We start from the raw sequence: 17,648 nt of genomic DNA on the forward strand, positions 1-17,648 counted from the left end.
CCCCCCCGGCCGGCGCGCGGGCGGGGGTGGGACGGTGGTTATTGCACGTGGCGCCCCCCCCCGGGGGGGGGGGGGGGGGCGCCCCCCCCCCCCCCCCCCCCCGCGCCTGCCGAAACAGGCGCCCTGCATTTTCGCTTGCAGCACCCCTCCGTCGCCTTCGGCGCCACCTCCCCTTGGAGGGGAGGAGTTGTTCGGCCCTCCATGTGAAGGGGAGGCGCACGTTACGGCGGGGTCAGCCCGATCAGCCGCATGACCACGGCCTGCACCAGCATCACCACCAGCCACCACAGCACCGCATTGCCAATCCGGCTCCAGCGTTGCCCGGCCATCAGCAGCGAGGCAGCCAGTGTTGGCGCCACGAAGCCGGCCCAGATCACCACCGCCGACCCGATGGTCATCACCCAGATCGGCGCCTTGGGCGGCGCCAGGATCAGCGCGCCGGCCAAAATGGCCCCCAGCCACAATGCTGCGGCCAGCGCCACGACCCAGGCGGCGATAGTGCGCGGGCGATCGACAAATTGCGCCAGCAGCAATGCCAGCAGCGTTGAAATACCGATCGGAACGGCATTGAGCACGATGTAGATCATGGCCGCCAGCTTGCCGGCTTTTGGGCTGCGTGCAAGAGGGGGCGACATCGAGAGGAGACGCCGTGATGACAGAATTACCGCCGCTTATGCTGGGCCGCCTCAACCATGTCGGCATTGCCTGCCCGTCGATCGACGACGCGGTGGCGATGTATGGCCGGCTGTTCGGCGCCACCGTCTCCACCCCGGCGTTCGATCTGCCGGCCCAGGGTGTGCGGGTGGCGTTCATCGATGTCGCCAACAGCCAGCTGGAGCTGATCGAGCCGCTGGGCGCGGATTCGCCCATCCATGGCTTCCTGAAAAAGAACCCCAACGGCGGCCAGCATCACGTGTGTTTCGAAGTGACCGACATCATCGCCGCGCGCGATGCGATGCGCAGCCGCGGCGCCACCGTGCTGGGCACCGGGGAGCCGCGCATGGGTGCGCATGGGGTGCCGGTGATTTTCGTGCATCCGCGCGATACCGGCGGTGTGCTGGTGGAATTGATGCAGCAGCCGGACGGGCATCATTGAGCGCGGACTGGCAACGGAAAAAAGCCCGCTCAGTTGAGCGGGCTTTCCTTGTCGAGACCCGGCGCTCCCGCGACCGGAAGCGGATTGGGCCTCAATCCTTGCGGCTGATCAGCCAGCCGACGACAAAGCCCAGCGCAATGCCGGCGCCGAGCGCGGCGAGCGGCTGTTCCTGCACGGTGGTGCGGACCTTGGCAGCGCTTTCTTCAGCGACCTTGGCGGCGCGTTCGCGGGCTTCACGCGCCTTTTCCGGGGCGGCGTCCGCCAGTTCGCGGGCCTTGGCGGCGGCCTTGTCATAGGCGGTGGTGGCGGCATCACGGGCGGCGTGAATCGCCTTGTCGGCCTGATGCTTCACATCGTCCTTCAGCTTGCCCAGCTTGCCGGCGGCGTCGTGCGCGGCATGCTCGGCAGCTTCGGTGGCGTCATGCACGGCGTCGGCGGCGGCGGGAATGATGTCGTTGGGTTCGTTGATGGTGGCCATGGGCAATTCCTTTCAGTGTTGATGGGGTCCAACCCAACATAGTGCGCAGGGTTCCCGATTTGAAGAGTGTGTGAGTCAAACCAATCAGTCTTCGGTCGAAACCTTGCCACGGCCCGCCTTGACTCCAGCCCGCACGGCCTTGCCGACCAGGCGGCGTTGCTTGGATCCCAATGTCGGCCGCGTTGCGCGGCGCTGCACCGGGCGCACCCAGGCTGCCGCCACCAGCGCCGCCAGCCGGTCGCGGGCATCCTGGCGGTTGCGGACCTGATCGCGAAACCGCATCGCGCTGATCATGATCACGCCATCGGATGACGCGCGCCGCCCGGCAAGGCGCAGCAGGCGGTGCTTCACATCATCGGGCAGGCTGGGCGAATTGATCACATCAAACCGCAATTGCACCGCCGAGGAGACCTTGTTGACATTCTGCCCGCCCGGCCCGCTGGCGCGAACGAACGATTCTTCCAGTTCGTCTTCGGGGATGATCGGGGCCATGATGGTGGCATAACCGAATCAACAGGCCGGGGAAACGCCATGATCATCGTCCATCATCTGAACAACAGCCGCTCGCAGCGCATCTTGTGGCTGCTGGAGGAACTGGGGCTGGATTATGAAATCAAGCATTATGCGCGTGATGCGACAACCAATCTGGCGCCGGCCGAACTGAAGGCGGTGCACCCGCTCGGCAAATCGCCGGTGGTGGAGGCCGACGGCCAGATGCTGTTTGAATCGGGCGCGATCACCGACTGGATCATCCGCACGCACGGAGGTGGCCGGCTGGCGCCGCAGCCCGGCACGAGCGCCCATGAGGATTATCTGATGTGGCTGCATTTTGCCGAAGGATCGGCGATGACGCCGTTCCTGCTGGGCCTTTATACCAGCCGGCTGGGTGAGGCGGCAGCGCCGCTGGCGCCGCGGATCAGCAGCGAGGTGGCCGCGCATGTCGGGTATTTCAGTGGGCGGCTGGGCAGCAACGACTGGCTGGTGGACAATCAGTTGTCGGGTGCGGACATCATGATGAGCTTCATCGCCGAGATTGCCGCGATGCAGGGGCTGGGGGCGCATTTCCCCAATGTGCTGGCCTATGCGCAGCGGGTGCAGGCGCGTGCCGCCTGGCAGGCGGCGGCCGCCAAGACCGAGCCATATAATTTCCGGCTGCCGGGCTGATCAGGCCCGCGCGCGCAGCGCCATGCGGCCGGCGAGCAGATTCAGCCCCAGCCCGGCGATGATCAGTGCGGCGGCACCGAGCTTCCACGGCGGCAGCGCTTCGTTCAGCACCACGGCGGTGGAGGCCATGCCGAACACCGGCACCAGCAGCGAGGTGGGCGCCACGCTGGTCGCGGGATAGCGGGCGATCAGCCAGCCCCAGGCGCCATAGCCGAACAAGGTGTTGCCCACCGCCTGCCAGGCCACGGCCAGCCACAACGCCGGCGTGGCCGAAACCAGCGCCGCGCTGATCACCGGCCAGCCTTCGAACCATAGCGCCAGCCCGGCAAGCGGCGGCACCGCGAACAGCGACGACCAGGTGATGAAGCCGAGCATTTCGACGCGCCCGGCGGCGCGCTGCGCCATGTTGCCCAATGCCCAGCCAAAGGCCGCGGCCAGCACCAGCGCGACGCCGGTGATCGACGCGTCACCGCCCGTATTGCCGGCGATGACACCCACACCAGCCAGCGCCAGCGCCAGGGCCGCCCATTGCAGCGGCCGCAGCCGTTCGCCGCTGACGATCATGGCCATCGCGATGGTGAACACCACCTGGGTTTGCACCAGCAGGCTGGCCAGCCCGGCCGCGATATGGCCATCGATGGCGACAAACAACAGGCCGAACTGGCCGACGCCGATGGCCAGACCATAGGCAGCAAGAATGCGCCACGGCACCGCCGGCCGCCGCACGAAGAAGATCAGCGGGAACACCACGGCGCCAAAGCGCAGGGCGGCGAACAGCAGCGGCGGCAGGCTTTGCAACACCGATCCCATCACTGCGAAATTGGTGCCCCACACCGTCGCGACCGCCAGCGCCAGCAACAAGGCGCGCGGTGACAAGGCGGTGCCGGTCATTGGGAGATGATCGAGGGCCGCGGTTCGCGCGGCGGCCGGGCGAGCAGGTGATAGGCCGCCGTCGCCACCAGCATGGCCACGGCGATGTTGATGGCCAGCGGCACCGCGGTGCCATCATACATCGCAGCGGCCAGAGCCGAACTGGCGGCGCCCATGCCGAAATTGACGCCGCCCATCAGGCCGGACACTGCGCCAGCGCGCAGCGGATCGACATTGAGCGCGCCAGCCGACGCATTGGCCGCGATCAACCCGTTGGAGCTGAGCGCCACGAACAACATCACGAAGATGACCGGCAAGGGGGCCGAGGCCAGCGCCGCCAGCAGCAACGCCGTGCCGGCCAGCGCGGCGCCGATGCTGGCGGCCGCCAATATGCGATCCGGATTGTAATGGCGCAGCAGCATGCGGTTGACCTGGCTGGCCCCGACAACCCCCACGGCGATCACGGCAAACACCAGCCCGAACTGGCCTTCGGAAAAACCCCAGGTGCCAACCACCAGATCGGGCGAAGCCGCGATATAGCTGAACAGCGCAGTGCCATTGGCAGCGCCGACCAGCAGATAGCCGATCAGGCGGGGCTGGCGCAGCAATTCGGCATAGCGCACCAGCACCGACGTCTGCCGCGCGGCCTCTGCCGTCGCCGCCGAGCGGCTTTCGTCCAGCCGCAGCGCCACGGCCAGCGCGACGGCAGCGCCAATGCCGACGAACGCATAGAAGACCGCATGCCAACCGGCAGCCGCCGCGATCCAGCCGCCAACCGTGGGGGCCAGCAGCGGTGCGATGGCCAGTACCAGCATCAGCAGCGAGAAAATGCGCGCCGAATCGCGATGGTCATAACGGTCGCGCACGATCGCCCGGCAGGTGACCATGCCGGCACAACAGCCCAGCGCCTGGAAAAACCGCCCGACCACCAAAGTCTCGATGGTGGGGGCCAGCGCACACACCAGGCTGGCGGCGATATACACCGCGCAGCCGATCAGGATCGTCGGCCGCCGCCCGATGCGATCCGAAAGCGGCCCGAAAAACAACTGCCCCAGCGCCATGCCGACGAAGAAGGTGGACAAGGTGAGCTGAACCACCGCCGGCGTGGTGCCGTAATCGCGGGCAATGGCCGGCAAAGTGGGCAGATACAGATCGATGGTGACCGCGCCAAAGGCCGTGAGCGACCCCAGCAGCAGGATTTCACCCAGGCTGGGTTGCCGGGCAAGAGGAGAGGCGGTGGGTGCATGCACGTGGCGGCTGTAGGCGTGGCCGGTGGCCAAGGGAAGCGCATGATTGGCGCAGGGCGCTTCAGGCGAACGGGTTGCGGATCGTCAGCCGGCCGTCGATGATCTGGCCGTCGGTCAGGTCTTCGCTGTAGAAAATCGTGCAGCCGGCGTGGAGCGCAGCGGCGAGCAGCATAGAATCGTAGATCGCCAGCTGGTAGCGGGCGGCGAGCCGCAAGCCCTCGCGATGAATGTCCATCGTCAGCGGCACCGGGTCTGCGAACAGGCCGGCTACTTCCGCCAGATCGGCCAGCATCTCGGCATGGCTGCGCCGATATTTACGCCGCAACACCAATGCCAGTTCGTTCAGCGATTGCACCGCGATGATGCCGTCGGCGGCAATCAGCGCACGAGCGATATCACCACGATCGGTATTTTCCAGCGAGTAGACCAGGATATTGGTATCAAAGAACGCGGTCACAGCGGATCGCGGTCCTCATAAAGTTCTTCACGGTTGAACTTGTAACCTTCGGGCAGCTGCAGATTCATGGCCTTCATGCGGGCCAGCACTTCGTCCCGTGTCAGCTTGCGGGTCATTTCCACACGGCGATCATCGAGCGTCTTCACGTCCAACTCATCGCCTTCCTTCAGCCCCAGCGCGCGCACGACATCGGCGGGGATGCGGATGGCGAGGCTGTTGCCCCATCTGGAAATCTGCATGGCAATCTGTCCGCTGGCTATCCGATACCATTCTTGGATATCATTTTAGCCCGCGGATATCAAATCGGCGTGCCTCACGCACGCGCCACGCCCTCGTCAACGGCATTCACGCTGTTGTGCCGCAGTGCGTCCAGCACGCTGCGTACGATGCTGGCGGCATCCAGGCCGGCGTCTGCATATTGCTTCGCGGGGTTGTCGTGATCCTGATAGGCGTCCGGCAGGCGCAGGGTGCGGATTTTCAGGCCGGCATCGGTCAGGCCTTCATCGCTGGCCAGGGTCAGCACATGGCTGCCGAAACCGCCGATGGCGCCTTCCTCAATGGTGAGCAGCACATCATGCGTGGCCGCCAGCTTGCGGATCAGCGCCATGTCGAGCGGCTTGGCAAAGCGCATGTCGGCCACCGTGGTCGAAAGTCCGCGCGCGTCGAGATCGTCGGCGGCCTTCAGCGCTTCGGCCAGGCGGGTGCCCAGCGACAGGATGGCGACCTTGTGGCCGGAGCGCACGATGCGGCCCTTGCCGATTTCCATGCGCGTGCGGGCTTCGGGGATGGCGATGCCGGTGCCTTCGCCGCGGGGGTAGCGCAGGGCAATCGGGCCGTCGTCATGAAGTGCGGCGGTATGCACCATGTCGGCCAGTTCGGCTTCGTCGCTGGCTGCCATCACCACCATGTTGGGCAAGGTGGCGAGATAGGCGATATCGAATGACCCGGCATGGGTGGCGCCATCGGCCCCGACCAGCCCGGCGCGATCGATGGCAAAACGCACGGGGAGATTTTGCAGCGCCACATCGTGCACGACCTGATCATAGGCGCGCTGCAGGAAAGTGGAATAAATCGCGCAGAACGGCCGCATGCCCTGCGCGGCCAGACCAGCGGCAAAGGTGACGGCGTGCTGCTCGGCAATGCCGACATCGAAGGTGCGGTCCGGAAACGCCTTGTTGAAGCGGTCCACGCCAGTGCCCGACGGCATGGCGGCGGTGATCGCCACGATCTTGTCATCGCGCTTGGCTTCGGCAATCAGCATGTCGCCGAACACATTCTGATAGGCCGGGGCCTTGGGCTGCGGCTTGTGCTGGGTGCCCGACACCACATCGAATTTCACCACGCCATGATATTTGTCGGCCGATGCTTCGGCCGGGGCGTAGCCCTTGCCCTTCTGCGTCACCACGTGGATCAGCATCGGGCCTTCGGCAGCATCGCGGACATTTTCGAGCACGGGGAGCAGATGCTCCATGTTGTGGCCGTCGATCGGGCCAACATAATAAAAGCCGAGTTCCTCGAACAGCGTGCCGCCACCCTGGGCGAGGCCGCGCGCATATTCATCCACCCGCGCGGCGGCCTTCTGCAGCGGCGGCGGCAGCACCCGGCCAGAAATCTGTTTCAGATATTCGCGCAATTCCAAGAACTTGCGGCTGGACAGCAGGCGGGACAGATAGGACGACAGCGCGCCCACCGGCGGCGCGATCGACATGTCGTTGTCGTTCAGGATCACCACCAGCCGGTTACCGGCATCGCGGGCGTTGTTCATCGCTTCATAGGCCATGCCCGCCGACATGGCGCCATCACCGATCACCGCAATGCCCTTGCCCGGCTTGTTCTGCAGCTTGTTGGCAATGGCAAAGCCCAACGCCGCAGAGATCGACGTGCTGCTGTGCGCTGCGCCGAACGGATCATATTCGCTTTCGGTGCGCTTCGTGAAGCCGCTCAGCCCGCCGGGCTGGCGCAGCGTGCGGATGCGGTCGCGCCGGCCGGTGATGATCTTGTGCGGATAGGCCTGGTGGCCGACATCCCACACCAATTTGTCGTCGGGCGTGTTGAACACATAGTGCAGCGCCACGGTGAGTTCGACCACGCCCAGCCCGGCGCCGAGATGGCCACCGGTGACCGATACAGCGTGGATCATTTCCTGACGCAGCTCGTCGGCGACTTGCTGCAATTGATCAGGCTGCAGCCGGCGCAGGTCGGCCGGCACAATGACCTGATCAAGCAACGGGGTTTCAAGCTTCATCGATACGGCTCGCTTGGCGGATGGTGAAAGCACGGGTCTTAGCGTTTCGGCCGCTGCCTGTCATCAAAACTGTCATGAACAGGCGGCGCAGACCCCGCGCACCTCGATCACCGGGCGCACCGGGCGAAACCCCGCAGCGCTGGCGGCGGCGCGCACGTCGCCTGTGATGCGATCATCGTCGATGTGGGTGGCGCGTCCGCACATGTCGCAGACCAGGAAGATGCAATCATGCGGGCAATCGGGGTGGACATTGGCAATGAAGGCGTTGGCGCTTTCGACGCGCGAGGCGACATTGTTGGCCACGAACAGATCGAGGATGCGATACACGCTGTTGGCCGCAACGCGCCGGCCGGTGGCGGTGGACACGGCATCGGTCACATCATAGGCCGACACCGGGCGATCAAAGCCGGCCAGCGCGCCGAACACCGTGGCGCGCAGCGGCGTCCATTGTTCGCCGGCCTCCTGCAGCCGGGCCTGGGCGGCGGTGGCCAGATCGGCCCGGGAATCATGCTGGCCATGAGCGTGGAGGCTGGACATGGCCATAATATCGGCAGTCAGGCGCGGTAACGCAAGCGCGCGGGCGCCGCGCGACATGTGATGCGGTTCAGAGAGACTGCAAGGCGCGCAGATTGCGCCAGTGTGCCAGCGCCAGCAACGTGACGCCCGCCATCGACACCAGCATTTCCGTGACATGGCCATGATCGACCACCAGCGAGGCCGCCATCACGGAGAGGCCAGCAACACCGACGCCGGCAATCCAGCCGCGGCCGTGCTTGCGCCAGCCGCGCCACAAGGCCACCGCCGCCAACGGGAGCGCCAACGCCAGCCCGACCACATGCACGCGATGATCAAGCAGATCACCGCTCATGGCGAACAGGGACAGCAGCAGGAAACCGGCCATGCAGTGCAACAGGCACAAGCCGGACAGGCCGATGGCGAGTCGATCGAGCAGGCTGTTGAGAGGCCGTGACATGGGCGGCGTGTTACAATGTTACATGAAAGCTGGCAAGCGGCGTTTTGCGGCTGGCCTGGCGGCACGGCGAGCCGCCGCCAGCAATTGCACGGATCGCCAGTCACTCAGGGTCGCACAGGCTTTCACGGCCGGCGCTTTGGCTTTACGGCAGAGCCTATGGCCACTCTTGCTACTGCCCTGCCCTTTCCCAGCGTCCGCGCCCAGCCGCGCGCCATCGCCCTATGGTTGCTGGCGGTGGCGGCGCTGGTGTTCGTGATGGTGGTGGTCGGCGGCATCACCCGCCTCACCGAATCGGGCCTGTCGATCACGCGTTGGGATGTGGTTTCGGGCACGCTGCCGCCGCTGACCGACGCCGAGTGGCAGGCCGCGTTCGCGCTGTATCAGCAGTCGAGCCAGTATCAGTTGATGAACCAGGGCATGAGCCTGGCAGCGTTCAAGGGCATTTTCTTCTGGGAATATGTGCACCGCTTGCTGGGCCGGCTGATCGGCCTGGCGTTTGCGCTGCCGTTGGCCTGGTTCTGGATCACGGGGCGTATTCCTGCCGGCTACAGGCTGCGGCTGCTGGCGCTGTTTGCGCTGGGCGGTCTGCAGGGCGCCATTGGCTGGTGGATGGTGGCATCCGGCCTGGTCGATCGCACCGAAGTGGCGCCGGAGCGGCTGGCGGTGCATCTGTCCAACGCGTTGATCATCATGGCAGGGTGCATCTGGACAGCGCTGGATCTGCGTGCCGGGGATGCGGTGGGGGGCGATGCGGCCCGCACGGAACGCCCGCGCGGCTGGATGTGGCCATTTGCGATCCTGCTGTCGGTGCAGATTGTCTGGGGTGCCTTCACCGCCGGGCTGCGTGCCGGCCACGCTTCCGACACCTGGCCGTTGATGTTTGGGCAATGGGTGCCAACCGGGGCGCTGGCGGGCGTCGCTGGTCTGGTGAGCGACCCCGTCACCGTGCAGTTCGTGCACCGCAGCCTGGCCTATGCCGTGGCCGCCGCTGCGTTGCTGGTGGCGTGGCGGCTGTGGCAGGCCGGCGCCGGCAACCGCGCGCTGGCGCTGGGCGGCCTGGTGCTGCTGCAGTTCGCGTTGGGGGTGGCGGTGATCTTCAATCATGTGCCGATCCCGCTCGGCGTGGCGCACCAGGCCGGCGCTGCCTTGCTGGTGGCTGCCACGACCTGGGCGGCGCATTGGTCGCTGAAGGGACGCGCATGACGGCGAAGAATGTCCTCGGGGGTCCGTTGGCGCTGTGCTCGGTCGATCCGATGACCGGGTGGCAGCGGGATGGCTGCTGCAACACCGATGCCAATGACCATGGCCTTCATACCGTGTGTGCGGTGCTGACCGAGGAGTTTCTGGCCTTCAGCCGCAGTGTCGGCAATGATCTGTCGACGCCGCGGCCGGAATATGGCTTTCCCGGCCTGAAGCCCGGTGATCGCTGGTGCCTGTGCGCCGGCCGCTGGGAAGAGGCCCGCCGCGCCGGCTTCGCGCCGGAGGTGGTGCTGGAGGGCTGCCACGAAAAGACGCTGGAGGTCACGCTGCTGGGCCATCTGCAGGCCCATGCGGTGCAGCCCTGATCACAGCCCAATGATCGAAGGGTGGGACGGCACGGATTTCAGCGGCGCCAAGCTGGCCTGCCTGCTTGATAACCAGATCCTGGTCTATCGCCGCGACGACAAGCCCGGCATCCCTTGGCCGGGCCTGATCGATCTGCCCGGCGGCGGCCGCGAAGGTGACGAAAGCCCGGCGCAATGTGCCCTGCGGGAACTGCAGGAGGAATTCGGGCTGATCATCGCCGAACGCCGAATCATCTGGGCTCGTTCGCATCCTTCGATGCACCCGCCCGGGGGCGTTGGCTGGTTTCTGGCCGTGCGGATCACGCCGGCAGACGTGGCAGCGATCAAGTTCGGTGATGAAGGCCGTGACCCACAATTGCTTGAAATCGGCGCATTTCTGTCTGCGCCTGATAGCATCACATCGCTGCAACAGCGGCTGCAGCTGATGCTCGGCATCGCGCCAGCCGATAGGGTGTCTGGATACCACACCGGAAAAACGTCGCTTTTTCCTTGATCTGCGCCGCATCCTGCCCAATAGCCGGCATCGACGCCGGGGCTTTGCTGCCCCGGCGCTGCCATATCTGCAACATTGGAAACATGTCATGCTCACCCGGACCACGGACTCGGCCAAGCCTGCCGAAGTCGAAAAGAAGTGGCTGCTGATCGATGCCGAAGGCCTGGTCGTCGGCCGCCTGGCGTCGATCATCGCCAATCGCCTGCGCGGCAAGCACAAGGCCAATTACACCCCGCACGTCGATTGCGGTGACAATGTGATTGTCATCAATGCCGAGAAGGTCCGCTTCACCGGCAACAAGACGACGGACAAGATTTATTATCGCCACACCGGCCACCCCGGCGGCATCAAGGAAACCACCCCGGCCAAGGTGCTGGAAGGCCGTTTCCCGGAGCGCGTGCTGATCAAGGCCGTGGAGCGCATGGTGCCGCGCGGTCCGTTGGGCCGCCAGCAGATGCGCAACCTGCGCGTCTTTGCCGGCACCGAGCATCCGCATGTGGCGCAAAGCCCCGAGGTTCTGGATGTGAAGTCCATGAACCGCAAGAACACCACGATCGCTGGTTGAGGAACGATAGATGAACGACAATCGCCAGTCTTTTGCTGACCTCGCCGGCATGGATGCCGACGCACCCGTGAACACCGCTCACACCGGTGGCGGCGGCCCGCCGGCGCCGCTGCGGGAACAGGAAATCGACGCGCAGGGCCGCGCCTATGCCACCGGCAAGCGCAAGAACGCCATCGCCCGCGTCTGGTTGAAGCCGGGCAGCGGCAAGATCACCATCAACGGTCGTGACCAGGCCGTGTATTTCGCGCGGCCGTCGCTGCGTCTGGTGATCAACCAGCCGTTCGATGTCGCCGAGCGTCGCGATCAATATGATGTGATCGCCACCGTCGTCGGCGGCGGCCTGTCGGGCCAGGCCGGCGCGGTGAAGCATGGCATCGCTCAGGCGCTGACCAAGTATGAACCCGTGCTGCGCACGCCGGTCAAGCAGGCCGGGTTCCTGACCCGCGATCCGCGCGTTGTCGAGCGCAAGAAGTACGGCAAGGCCAAGGCCCGCCGCAGCTTCCAGTTCAGCAAGCGCTGATTCAAAACCGCTGATTCGGGGCGCAACGCAGCGAATCCATGCGTATGGAAGATGGTTAAGAACGCGCCGGGTGGATCAACCACCCGGCGCTTTTTTTCGTGCAAAATCATGCGGAAATCTACGGCAGCACTGCTGTCGCAGTTATCTTAGGGTTAATATTTATTACTTGTTAACCTTTTCTTAAGCCCTTGAAAAAAAACAAGCTTGACCTCAGCGGGGCGTAAAAGTTACAGCAAACACAGGACGGTTCGCCCGGTCTGTCTCAGGGGATTTTCCGTGATAAAAACAGCTCTAGCATTTGGATTGGTCGCCGGCCTGGCCAGCGCCGCCGTGGCTCAGATGCCTGTCGCCCAACGTGACAACACACCGATCACAGGCAACGAAGCCGATTTCCGCAGCGATGCGCGCTTCAGCTATTGGGACATCGACGGCACTGCGACCACGCCAGACCTGAGCAATGGCCAGCAGGCGGGTTTCCTGGCTAACAAGTATAATTTAACCCCGCTTGATCCGCCTGGCCCGGCAACATCGAACAACGTGCTCACCCAGCTTGAGCGCGCGGTTGTGGAGTTTCAGGCCGGCAGCGCCGTTCTGGGTGATGCCAATTCGCGGACCTATGGTGTTCATACGCCGAACACCCTTTCCGGCCAGCCGATCAGCGATGGCGGCATTGGCGTCTTTAACTCGCTGACCGACTTTGCCACGCTTAACGCTGGCTCCAGTCCGGTGAGCACGACCAATCAGATCAATGTGCCGTGGCAGAATTTTGTTCAGGCCAACGGCGCGGACCTGATGATCCAGCCGCCGCCTGTCGTGTTTTCCATCTCGCGCGCAGGCACGATGCTGTCTGTCCAGATCACCGATGGTCAGGGTATTCACAACTGGTCTTCCACCAGCAACGCCTTTGCCGATATCAATGCGTTCCAGTTGCGCATGGCGGCCGGCGGCACCAGCGTATGGCGGATTACCGACCTGCGCTACAACGGCGATCTTTTGAATTCGACGACGACCAGCGGCCCGACGAGCACCTATCAGGCTGATACCTTCGCCTCGACAGCCGCCTTTTCCGAACGCGAGATTTTCCTCTGGGATCAGGTGTCCGGTGATTTCTCGTTGACCGGTAACATCTTTCTCGGCTGGCGCCTTGATAACCGACCGACAGGCTCGACAGCCAATCTGCAATTGCGCTTCCTTGACGTCACGTCAGACCCCATTCCGGAGCCAGCGTCCTGGGCGATGATGATTGCCGGTTTCGGTCTGGTCGGCGCGTCCTTGCGCCGGCGTCGCACCATGGTCGCCTGATCCAGGTTCAAAACCTCAGCTAACGATAGTGATTCGCCGCCGTGACCAGTGTCACGGCGGCGAATTTCTGTTCGCGGGCCGATTATTTACCAATCGGCATCATCCGCTTTGCAGTCAGTTTTGCAATCATGGCCTTTTAGTTAATTTTTAGTCAATTACGTTGACCCGTCACCCGTTCTCGCCCTTTGCTGCGCCCATCAAACGCATCAACTGGGGGTTCCCGTGCACAGCCAGACCAAGATCGTTCTTGCCGCCACACTTGCCTGGGTGGCAGTTCATCCCGCTCAGGCCGTTCAGCATGTGGTGACGCTGAGCGGGATTGTTGAAGGCCAGGCCGCCGACGCCCGCTACGAAGCTGCCGGTGGCTTCCTGCAGACCCAATATGGCGTGCCGCTGGTGTCAGGCACCGCGCTGCCGCCGCTGGAGCGCATTGTCGTGGAATCGCGCACCCCAAGCGCCGGCCGGACCCGCGGCTTCCATGTGCCCACCGCTGCCACCGGGAGACCAATTGCGGACGGCGGCACCGGTGTGTTCAGCGCATTGACCAATGTTGGTTCGATCAGCCGCGTGGCACCGGCCCCGGCTGGCGACGTCAACCGCGCCTGGATTGACGATCAATCCGTGGCCTTCACGCTGGCGCGCACGGGCAACACCATCACCTACACGCTGGCCAACGGCGCCACCCCTGACATCTGGAGCTACACCGCGGCTTCTGTGGCAGACATCAACGCGCTTCAGTTCCGCATGCGCTCCGCGGGCAGCAACAGTGTCAGCCTGACCAATGTCCAGTTCTTGCAGGGCGCCACGACCACCAACCTTGGCTGCAACGGTGCCACCTGCGGCACCGGCATCACCGGCGCGTTCACGGCAACTGGCGGCGATGTCCATGTCAGCCTGTTCGATCAGGTCGACGGCGATTTCGCCCTTACCGGCAACTGGCTGTTCGATCTGTCGCCCACCCGCGCCGGCAACAATGCCCAGATCAAGCTGCTGTCGCTGCCGGGCATCAGCGTTCAGGCGGTGCCGGAACCGGCCACGTGGGCGATGCTGATTGCCGGCTTTGGTCTGGTCGGTGCAGCCTTGCGCCGCCGCCGCGCAGCGCTGGCCTGATCGCCAAGCCTGGCTTTGCGGCGCGCAACCCGCGCTGGTCTTTCCATGGCGGGGCTCTGCTGGCACAAGCGCGGCCATGATTCGGTTCCTTGTCCTGCTGCTTGCCACATTGCTGGCGCTTCCTGCGTTGGCACAATCGGTCAGCGATCAGCCCCATACCAAGGTTGAGCTGATCGCCGCGAGCAGCATGCCCGCGCCCGGCAAGCCGTTGACGATCGGCATCGCGCTCAGCCCCAAGGCCGGCTGGCACACCTATTGGCTGAACCCCGGCGATGCCGGCGCACCCACCCGCGCCGCCTGGACCTTGCCCGCCGGCACAGCCGAGCCCGCCGAACTGCAATATCCGGTGCCGGGCACGCTGGTCGTCTCCGGCCTGATGAACCATGTCTACGAAACGACGAACGTGCTCGTCACCAGCGTCACGCCGCCGGCCGGCCTGGCGCCGGGCAGTGCGTTTCCGGTTTCGGTGCAGGTCGATTGGCTGGTGTGCAGCCATGAACAATGCGTGCCCGAAGCCGCCACGCTCACCCTGCCGCTGACGATCGGCGATGGCGCCACGGATGCGGTGATGGGCCCGCGTATCGTCAAGGCGCGCGAAGCCCTGCCCAAGCCGCTGGCCGCCACGGCAAGCTGGGCCGTGCAGGGCCAGCGCTTCGTGCTGTCCGTGCCGATGGCCGGGCTGGAGCAGGTGCAACGCGCCTGGTTCTTCCCGGCCGGCGATCTGGTGATCAACCATGTCACGCCGCAAGCCGTGACGCGCGCAGGCGATGCGCTGCGCATCGAAACCGATGCCGCCGCCCCCGGCCCGACCGGCGAGGTGACCGGCGTACTGCGCGTTGAAATGGCCGGCGAACCGCCGATCGGCTTTGCCATCACTGCCGCGCCCGGCACCGTGCCCGGCCCCGGCGCCGCGCTGGCGACCGGTGCAGGCAGCGACGACAGCAGCGGTGGCGGCGCGCCCGGCCTCGCCCTTGTGCTGCTCGGCGCCGTGCTGGGCGGCCTGATCCTCAACATCATGCCCTGCGTGTTCCCGATCCTGTCCCTGAAGGCGCTGGCGCTGGCCAAGGGCAATGTCGATGCCGGCAAGGCGCGCGCCGAGGCCCTGGCCTATACCGCCGGCGTGGTGCTGGTGGTGACGGCGCTGGGCGGCATGGTGCTGGCGCTGCGGGCGGCCGGCAGCCAGGTCGGTTGGGCCTTCCAGTTGCAGGACCCGCGGGTGATCGGCTTCCTGCTGCTGCTGGTGACGGCGATCGCGCTCAATCTCGCCGGCCTGTTCGAAGTGACCTTGACCACCGGCAATCTGGGCCAGGATCAGGCGCGTTCGGGCGGCGTGCGTGGCAGCTTCTTCACCGGCGCGCTGGCGGCATTCGTCGCGACGCCCTGCACCGGACCGTTCATGGCGGGCGCGCTGGGCGCAGCGCTGGTGTTGCCGACGATCCAGGCGCTCAGCGTGTTCGCCGGGCTGGGCTTCGGCCTCGCCCTGCCCTTCCTGTTGATCGGCTTCGTGCCGGCCCTGCGCCGCCGCCTGCCCAAGCCGGGTGCGTGGATGGTGCGGTTGCGGGCGATCCTGTCGGTGCCGATGTTCCTCACCGCACTGGCGCTGGCCTGGGTGCTGGGGCAGCAGGCCGGCGTGGACGGCATGGCAATGGGCCTGGCCGGCGCCTTGCTGCTCGGGTTGTTCCTGTGGTGGCTGGGGGCGCAGCAGGCCAGCGGCAAGTCGCTGCTGATGCCCGGCGCGCTCAGCCTGGCAACGGTGGTGGCCGCGACCCTGCTGATCGAAGCCGGCACGCCGCCTTCTGGCGCGGCGGTCGCCAGTGCCGCCGCCAGTGAACTGGGCGCGGTGAAATTCACGCCGGCGGCGCTCGCCGATCTGCGCGCGCAGGGCAAGCCGGTGTTCCTGTTCATGACTGCCGATTGGTGCCTGACCTGCAAGGTGAATGAAAAAGGTGCCATGGCTGCAACCGCCGTTGCGGACAGCTTCAAGGCCAAGGGCATCACCGTGATGGAGGGCGACTGGACGCGCAGCGACCCGGAGATTTCCGAATGGCTGGCCGAGCACAAGCGCGCCGGGGTGCCGGTTTATGTGTTTTATGATAGCAAGGGCGGCGAACGTGAACTGCCGCAGATCCTGACGGTTGACGAACTGACCAGCCTGGCTGGCTGATCCCGCGAGGAGCCTGACCATGATCAAGACCGCAATTGCCGCGCTGTTTGTCGCCACCTTGGCCGCCCCGGCGCTGGCCGCCCCGGTCAACGGTGTCGCCGCCCCCGATTTCACCGCCCGCGATGCCGATGGCAAGACGGTTCGCCTGTCGGATTTTCGCGGCAAGACGGTGGTGCTGGAATGGACCAACAGCGGCTGTCCGTTCGTGCGCGCCCATTATGACAGCGGCGTGATGCAGCAACGCCAGCGCGAAGCGCGCGCTGCCGGCGTCGTCTGGCTGTCGATCAACAGCGGCGCGCCCGGCAAGCAAGGCCATGTCGACGGCGCCGGCGCCAAGGCGGAGGTTGCCACCAACAAGGCGGCGCCGGCGCATTATCTGCTCGATGCGGATGGCAAGATCGGCAAGCTCTACGACGCCAAGACGACGCCGCACATGTTCGTCATCCGCCCGGACGGCGTGCTCGCCTATCAGGGCGCCATCGATGACAAACCGACTGCCGTGGACGCCGATGCCAAAACCGCCACAACCTGGGCGAAGGATGCGATGACCGCCGTGTTAGCCGGCAAGGCACCGGCGCCGGCGATCACCCGGCCTTATGGCTGCTCGGTGAAATATGCGGACTGAAGCGGTCGCACCCTGATCATCCGATCAGGCGCAAGCCGCCGTCCGTCAACGGTCGCTGCAAATGCGCCGCCGCCGCCCATTCTGCCGTCAGCCAGGCCCGCTGTGCCTCGGCCGTGGTCAGGATCACCGGCATCGCCTTTGGGTGGTGCGGCGCGACATCGGCATTGGGATCGCAGGTGAGAAAGCCGAACAGGGTGAGCGTGACCTCGCCTTCGGCTTTCTTGCGGACGCCGGTCCAGCGTGTGGCGATGCCGGCAAAACACGCGAGCGGGTCTGCGGCCGCCAGCGCGAACCACAGCGGCGCGAAGCCGGCTTCGCCTTTCACATGCTCGGCGAAGCTGGTGAACGGCACCAGGCAGCGGTGGGGCGGTGACAACCAGCGGCGCCAGTGGGGCGAAGCGGTGTTGCGGATGTTGGTGATGCCGCGATCGACGCTCTTGCCGGCGAGCGCAAAGGCCGGGCTGGGCATGCCCCAGCGGGCATATTGCAGCACCGGGCCAGGCGTGTCGGCGGCCGACTTGCCCATGCGGATGATCGGCGCCTCGCCATCCGGGTAGATGCCCGGCAGCGCCGCCAGATTGCCGAGCCGGTCGCTTTCGGGGCCCAGTTCCAGCGCTCTCGCAAGGTCACGCAGCGCCTGCTGGCCTTTGGTGAGGGCGTAGAGATTGCACATCGGCTATGGCACTACAGCGGCGGCGGCGCGAGGCTCCACATCCAGAGGATATTGGCCAGCGTGCCGGTGACACCGAGCAACAGCCGTGACGGCAGCAGGCG

Annotated in this window: 21 protein-coding genes and 1 pseudogene; 11 read left to right on the top strand and 11 right to left on the bottom strand. The window is 65.6% G+C overall.

The window, feature by feature from the left end:
• Window positions 1-221: 221 nt before the first annotated feature.
• Window positions 222-587, bottom strand: coding sequence for a hypothetical protein (locus ACTIEZ_RS10340; RefSeq protein ID WP_439546595.1), 366 nt, complete (start codon window positions 585-587; stop codon window positions 222-224).
• A gap of 65 nt (window positions 588-652) precedes the next feature.
• On the opposite strand from ACTIEZ_RS10340, the gene mce reads away from it, so the two are divergent.
• Window positions 653-1,096: a methylmalonyl-CoA epimerase gene (mce, locus tag ACTIEZ_RS10345; protein ID WP_439546596.1), complete on the top strand. Its 444-nt coding sequence runs from the start codon at window positions 653-655 to the stop codon at window positions 1,094-1,096.
• 91 nt (window positions 1,097-1,187) lie between these two features.
• On the opposite strand, the gene ACTIEZ_RS10350 is transcribed toward mce, so the two are convergent.
• Both ACTIEZ_RS10350 and arfB read right to left on the bottom strand, forming a co-directional pair.
• Window positions 1,188-1,574: a DUF883 family protein gene (locus tag ACTIEZ_RS10350; protein WP_439546597.1), complete on the bottom strand. Its 387-nt coding sequence runs from the start codon at window positions 1,572-1,574 to the stop codon at window positions 1,188-1,190.
• Window positions 1,575-1,658: 84 nt separating this feature from the next.
• Window positions 1,659-2,066 (bottom strand): alternative ribosome rescue aminoacyl-tRNA hydrolase ArfB, encoded by a 408-nt coding sequence (arfB, locus tag ACTIEZ_RS10355; RefSeq protein ID WP_439546598.1) that lies wholly within the window; start codon window positions 2,064-2,066, stop codon window positions 1,659-1,661.
• A gap of 39 nt (window positions 2,067-2,105) precedes the next feature.
• On the opposite strand from arfB, the gene ACTIEZ_RS10360 reads away from it, so the two are divergent.
• The gene (locus ACTIEZ_RS10360; protein ID WP_439546599.1) at window positions 2,106-2,738 is read left to right on the top strand and encodes a glutathione S-transferase family protein; all 633 of its coding nucleotides are present in this window, start codon (window positions 2,106-2,108) and stop codon (window positions 2,736-2,738) included.
• On the opposite strand, the gene ACTIEZ_RS10365 is transcribed toward ACTIEZ_RS10360, so the two are convergent.
• The 7 genes from ACTIEZ_RS10365 to ACTIEZ_RS10395 all read right to left on the bottom strand — a co-directional run bounded on the left by ACTIEZ_RS10365 (window position 2,739) and on the right by ACTIEZ_RS10395 (window position 8,530).
• Window positions 2,739-3,629 (bottom strand): EamA family transporter, encoded by an 891-nt coding sequence (locus tag ACTIEZ_RS10365; RefSeq protein ID WP_439546600.1) that lies wholly within the window; start codon window positions 3,627-3,629, stop codon window positions 2,739-2,741.
• Window positions 3,626-4,858: a multidrug effflux MFS transporter gene (locus ACTIEZ_RS10370; protein WP_439546601.1), complete on the bottom strand. Its 1,233-nt coding sequence runs from the start codon at window positions 4,856-4,858 to the stop codon at window positions 3,626-3,628. Before ACTIEZ_RS10370 ends, ACTIEZ_RS10365 begins: the two co-directional genes overlap by 4 nt.
• A gap of 58 nt (window positions 4,859-4,916) precedes the next feature.
• Window positions 4,917-5,312 carry a PIN domain-containing protein gene (locus ACTIEZ_RS10375; protein ID WP_439546602.1) on the bottom strand — a complete coding sequence of 132 codons (396 nt, stop codon included), beginning with the start codon at window positions 5,310-5,312 and terminating at the stop codon, window positions 4,917-4,919.
• The gene (locus ACTIEZ_RS10380) at window positions 5,309-5,551 is read right to left on the bottom strand and encodes an AbrB/MazE/SpoVT family DNA-binding domain-containing protein (RefSeq protein WP_439546603.1); all 243 of its coding nucleotides are present in this window, start codon (window positions 5,549-5,551) and stop codon (window positions 5,309-5,311) included. The genes ACTIEZ_RS10375 and ACTIEZ_RS10380 overlap by 4 nt, the downstream gene beginning before the upstream one ends.
• A 74-nt stretch (window positions 5,552-5,625) precedes the next feature.
• Window positions 5,626-7,557, bottom strand: a complete 1,932-nt coding sequence (gene dxs, locus ACTIEZ_RS10385; RefSeq protein WP_439546604.1) for a 1-deoxy-D-xylulose-5-phosphate synthase — start codon at window positions 7,555-7,557, stop codon at window positions 5,626-5,628.
• Window positions 7,558-7,629: 72 nt separating this feature from the next.
• Window positions 7,630-8,094 (bottom strand): Fur family transcriptional regulator, encoded by a 465-nt coding sequence (locus ACTIEZ_RS10390; protein ID WP_439546605.1) that lies wholly within the window; start codon window positions 8,092-8,094, stop codon window positions 7,630-7,632.
• Window positions 8,095-8,161: 67 nt separating this feature from the next.
• On the bottom strand, window positions 8,162-8,530 hold the full coding sequence (locus tag ACTIEZ_RS10395) for a MerC domain-containing protein (protein ID WP_439546606.1): 369 nt from the start codon (window positions 8,528-8,530) through the stop codon (window positions 8,162-8,164).
• 156 nt (window positions 8,531-8,686) lie between these two features.
• On the opposite strand from ACTIEZ_RS10395, the gene ACTIEZ_RS10400 reads away from it, so the two are divergent.
• From ACTIEZ_RS10400 to ACTIEZ_RS10440, 9 genes and pseudogenes are all read left to right on the top strand, one after another.
• Window positions 8,687-9,733 (top strand): COX15/CtaA family protein, encoded by a 1,047-nt coding sequence (locus ACTIEZ_RS10400; protein ID WP_439546607.1) that lies wholly within the window; start codon window positions 8,687-8,689, stop codon window positions 9,731-9,733.
• Window positions 9,730-10,095, top strand: a complete 366-nt coding sequence (locus ACTIEZ_RS10405) for a DUF2237 family protein (RefSeq protein WP_439546608.1) — start codon at window positions 9,730-9,732, stop codon at window positions 10,093-10,095. Before ACTIEZ_RS10400 ends, ACTIEZ_RS10405 begins: the two co-directional genes overlap by 4 nt.
• Window positions 10,096-10,105: 10 nt before the next feature.
• Complete coding sequence (locus tag ACTIEZ_RS10410) at window positions 10,106-10,588, top strand: NUDIX domain-containing protein (protein WP_439546609.1); 483 nt, start codon at window positions 10,106-10,108, stop codon at window positions 10,586-10,588.
• 88 nt (window positions 10,589-10,676) lie between these two features.
• Entirely contained in the window at window positions 10,677-11,153 is a 477-nt protein-coding gene (rplM, locus tag ACTIEZ_RS10415; protein ID WP_439546610.1) for a 50S ribosomal protein L13, read from the top strand.
• A gap of 10 nt (window positions 11,154-11,163) precedes the next feature.
• On the top strand, window positions 11,164-11,673 hold the full coding sequence (gene rpsI, locus ACTIEZ_RS10420; protein WP_439546611.1) for a 30S ribosomal protein S9: 510 nt from the start codon (window positions 11,164-11,166) through the stop codon (window positions 11,671-11,673).
• A 1,212-nt stretch (window positions 11,674-12,885) separates the two neighbouring features.
• Window positions 12,886-12,975, top strand: a pseudogene (locus ACTIEZ_RS10425) (PEPxxWA-CTERM sorting domain-containing protein); the annotation flags it as partial.
• Between the two features lie 222 nt (window positions 12,976-13,197).
• The gene (locus tag ACTIEZ_RS10430) at window positions 13,198-14,085 is read left to right on the top strand and encodes a PEPxxWA-CTERM sorting domain-containing protein (RefSeq protein ID WP_439546612.1); all 888 of its coding nucleotides are present in this window, start codon (window positions 13,198-13,200) and stop codon (window positions 14,083-14,085) included.
• A 76-nt stretch (window positions 14,086-14,161) separates the two neighbouring features.
• A complete protein-coding gene (locus ACTIEZ_RS10435; protein ID WP_439546613.1) occupies window positions 14,162-16,249 on the top strand; it encodes a protein-disulfide reductase DsbD family protein in 2,088 nt (695 codons plus the stop codon).
• A gap of 19 nt (window positions 16,250-16,268) precedes the next feature.
• Window positions 16,269-16,874: a thioredoxin family protein gene (locus tag ACTIEZ_RS10440; RefSeq protein ID WP_439546614.1), complete on the top strand. Its 606-nt coding sequence runs from the start codon at window positions 16,269-16,271 to the stop codon at window positions 16,872-16,874.
• A 16-nt stretch (window positions 16,875-16,890) separates the two neighbouring features.
• On the opposite strand, the gene ACTIEZ_RS10445 is transcribed toward ACTIEZ_RS10440, so the two are convergent.
• Window positions 16,891-17,547, bottom strand: coding sequence for an SOS response-associated peptidase (locus ACTIEZ_RS10445; RefSeq protein ID WP_439546615.1), 657 nt, complete (start codon window positions 17,545-17,547; stop codon window positions 16,891-16,893).
• Window positions 17,548-17,648 lie beyond the last annotated feature (101 nt).

The organism is Sandarakinorhabdus sp. (genome assembly GCF_051860625.1).
Lineage (GTDB): Bacteria > Pseudomonadota > Alphaproteobacteria > Sphingomonadales > Sphingomonadaceae > Sandarakinorhabdus.

Bases quoted from the DNA above. Each gene is read 5' to 3' on its own strand.
- dxs (WP_439546604.1), bottom strand. From the start codon at position 7,557: ATGAAGCTTGAAACCCCGTTGCTTGATCAGGTCATTGTGCCGGCCGAC.
- ACTIEZ_RS10360 (WP_439546599.1), top strand. From the start codon at position 2,106: ATGATCATCGTCCATCATCTGAACAACAGCCGCTCGCAGCGCATCTTG.
- ACTIEZ_RS10445 (WP_439546615.1), bottom strand. From the start codon at position 17,547: ATGTGCAATCTCTACGCCCTCACCAAAGGCCAGCAGGCGCTGCGTGAC.
- rplM (WP_439546610.1), top strand. From the start codon at position 10,677: ATGCTCACCCGGACCACGGACTCGGCCAAGCCTGCCGAAGTCGAAAAG.
- ACTIEZ_RS10440 (WP_439546614.1), top strand. From the start codon at position 16,269: ATGATCAAGACCGCAATTGCCGCGCTGTTTGTCGCCACCTTGGCCGCC.
- ACTIEZ_RS10350 (WP_439546597.1), bottom strand. From the start codon at position 1,574: ATGGCCACCATCAACGAACCCAACGACATCATTCCCGCCGCCGCCGAC.
- arfB (WP_439546598.1), bottom strand. From the start codon at position 2,066: ATGGCCCCGATCATCCCCGAAGACGAACTGGAAGAATCGTTCGTTCGC.
- ACTIEZ_RS10410 (WP_439546609.1), top strand. From the start codon at position 10,106: ATGATCGAAGGGTGGGACGGCACGGATTTCAGCGGCGCCAAGCTGGCC.
- ACTIEZ_RS10390 (WP_439546605.1), bottom strand. From the start codon at position 8,094: ATGTCCAGCCTCCACGCTCATGGCCAGCATGATTCCCGGGCCGATCTG.
- ACTIEZ_RS10400 (WP_439546607.1), top strand. From the start codon at position 8,687: ATGGCCACTCTTGCTACTGCCCTGCCCTTTCCCAGCGTCCGCGCCCAG.
- ACTIEZ_RS10340 (WP_439546595.1), bottom strand. From the start codon at position 587: ATGATCTACATCGTGCTCAATGCCGTTCCGATCGGTATTTCAACGCTG.
- ACTIEZ_RS10405 (WP_439546608.1), top strand. From the start codon at position 9,730: ATGACGGCGAAGAATGTCCTCGGGGGTCCGTTGGCGCTGTGCTCGGTC.
- ACTIEZ_RS10365 (WP_439546600.1), bottom strand. From the start codon at position 3,629: ATGACCGGCACCGCCTTGTCACCGCGCGCCTTGTTGCTGGCGCTGGCG.
- mce (WP_439546596.1), top strand. From the start codon at position 653: ATGACAGAATTACCGCCGCTTATGCTGGGCCGCCTCAACCATGTCGGC.
- ACTIEZ_RS10380 (WP_439546603.1), bottom strand. From the start codon at position 5,551: ATGCAGATTTCCAGATGGGGCAACAGCCTCGCCATCCGCATCCCCGCC.
- ACTIEZ_RS10435 (WP_439546613.1), top strand. From the start codon at position 14,162: ATGATTCGGTTCCTTGTCCTGCTGCTTGCCACATTGCTGGCGCTTCCT.
- ACTIEZ_RS10395 (WP_439546606.1), bottom strand. From the start codon at position 8,530: ATGTCACGGCCTCTCAACAGCCTGCTCGATCGACTCGCCATCGGCCTG.
- rpsI (WP_439546611.1), top strand. From the start codon at position 11,164: ATGAACGACAATCGCCAGTCTTTTGCTGACCTCGCCGGCATGGATGCC.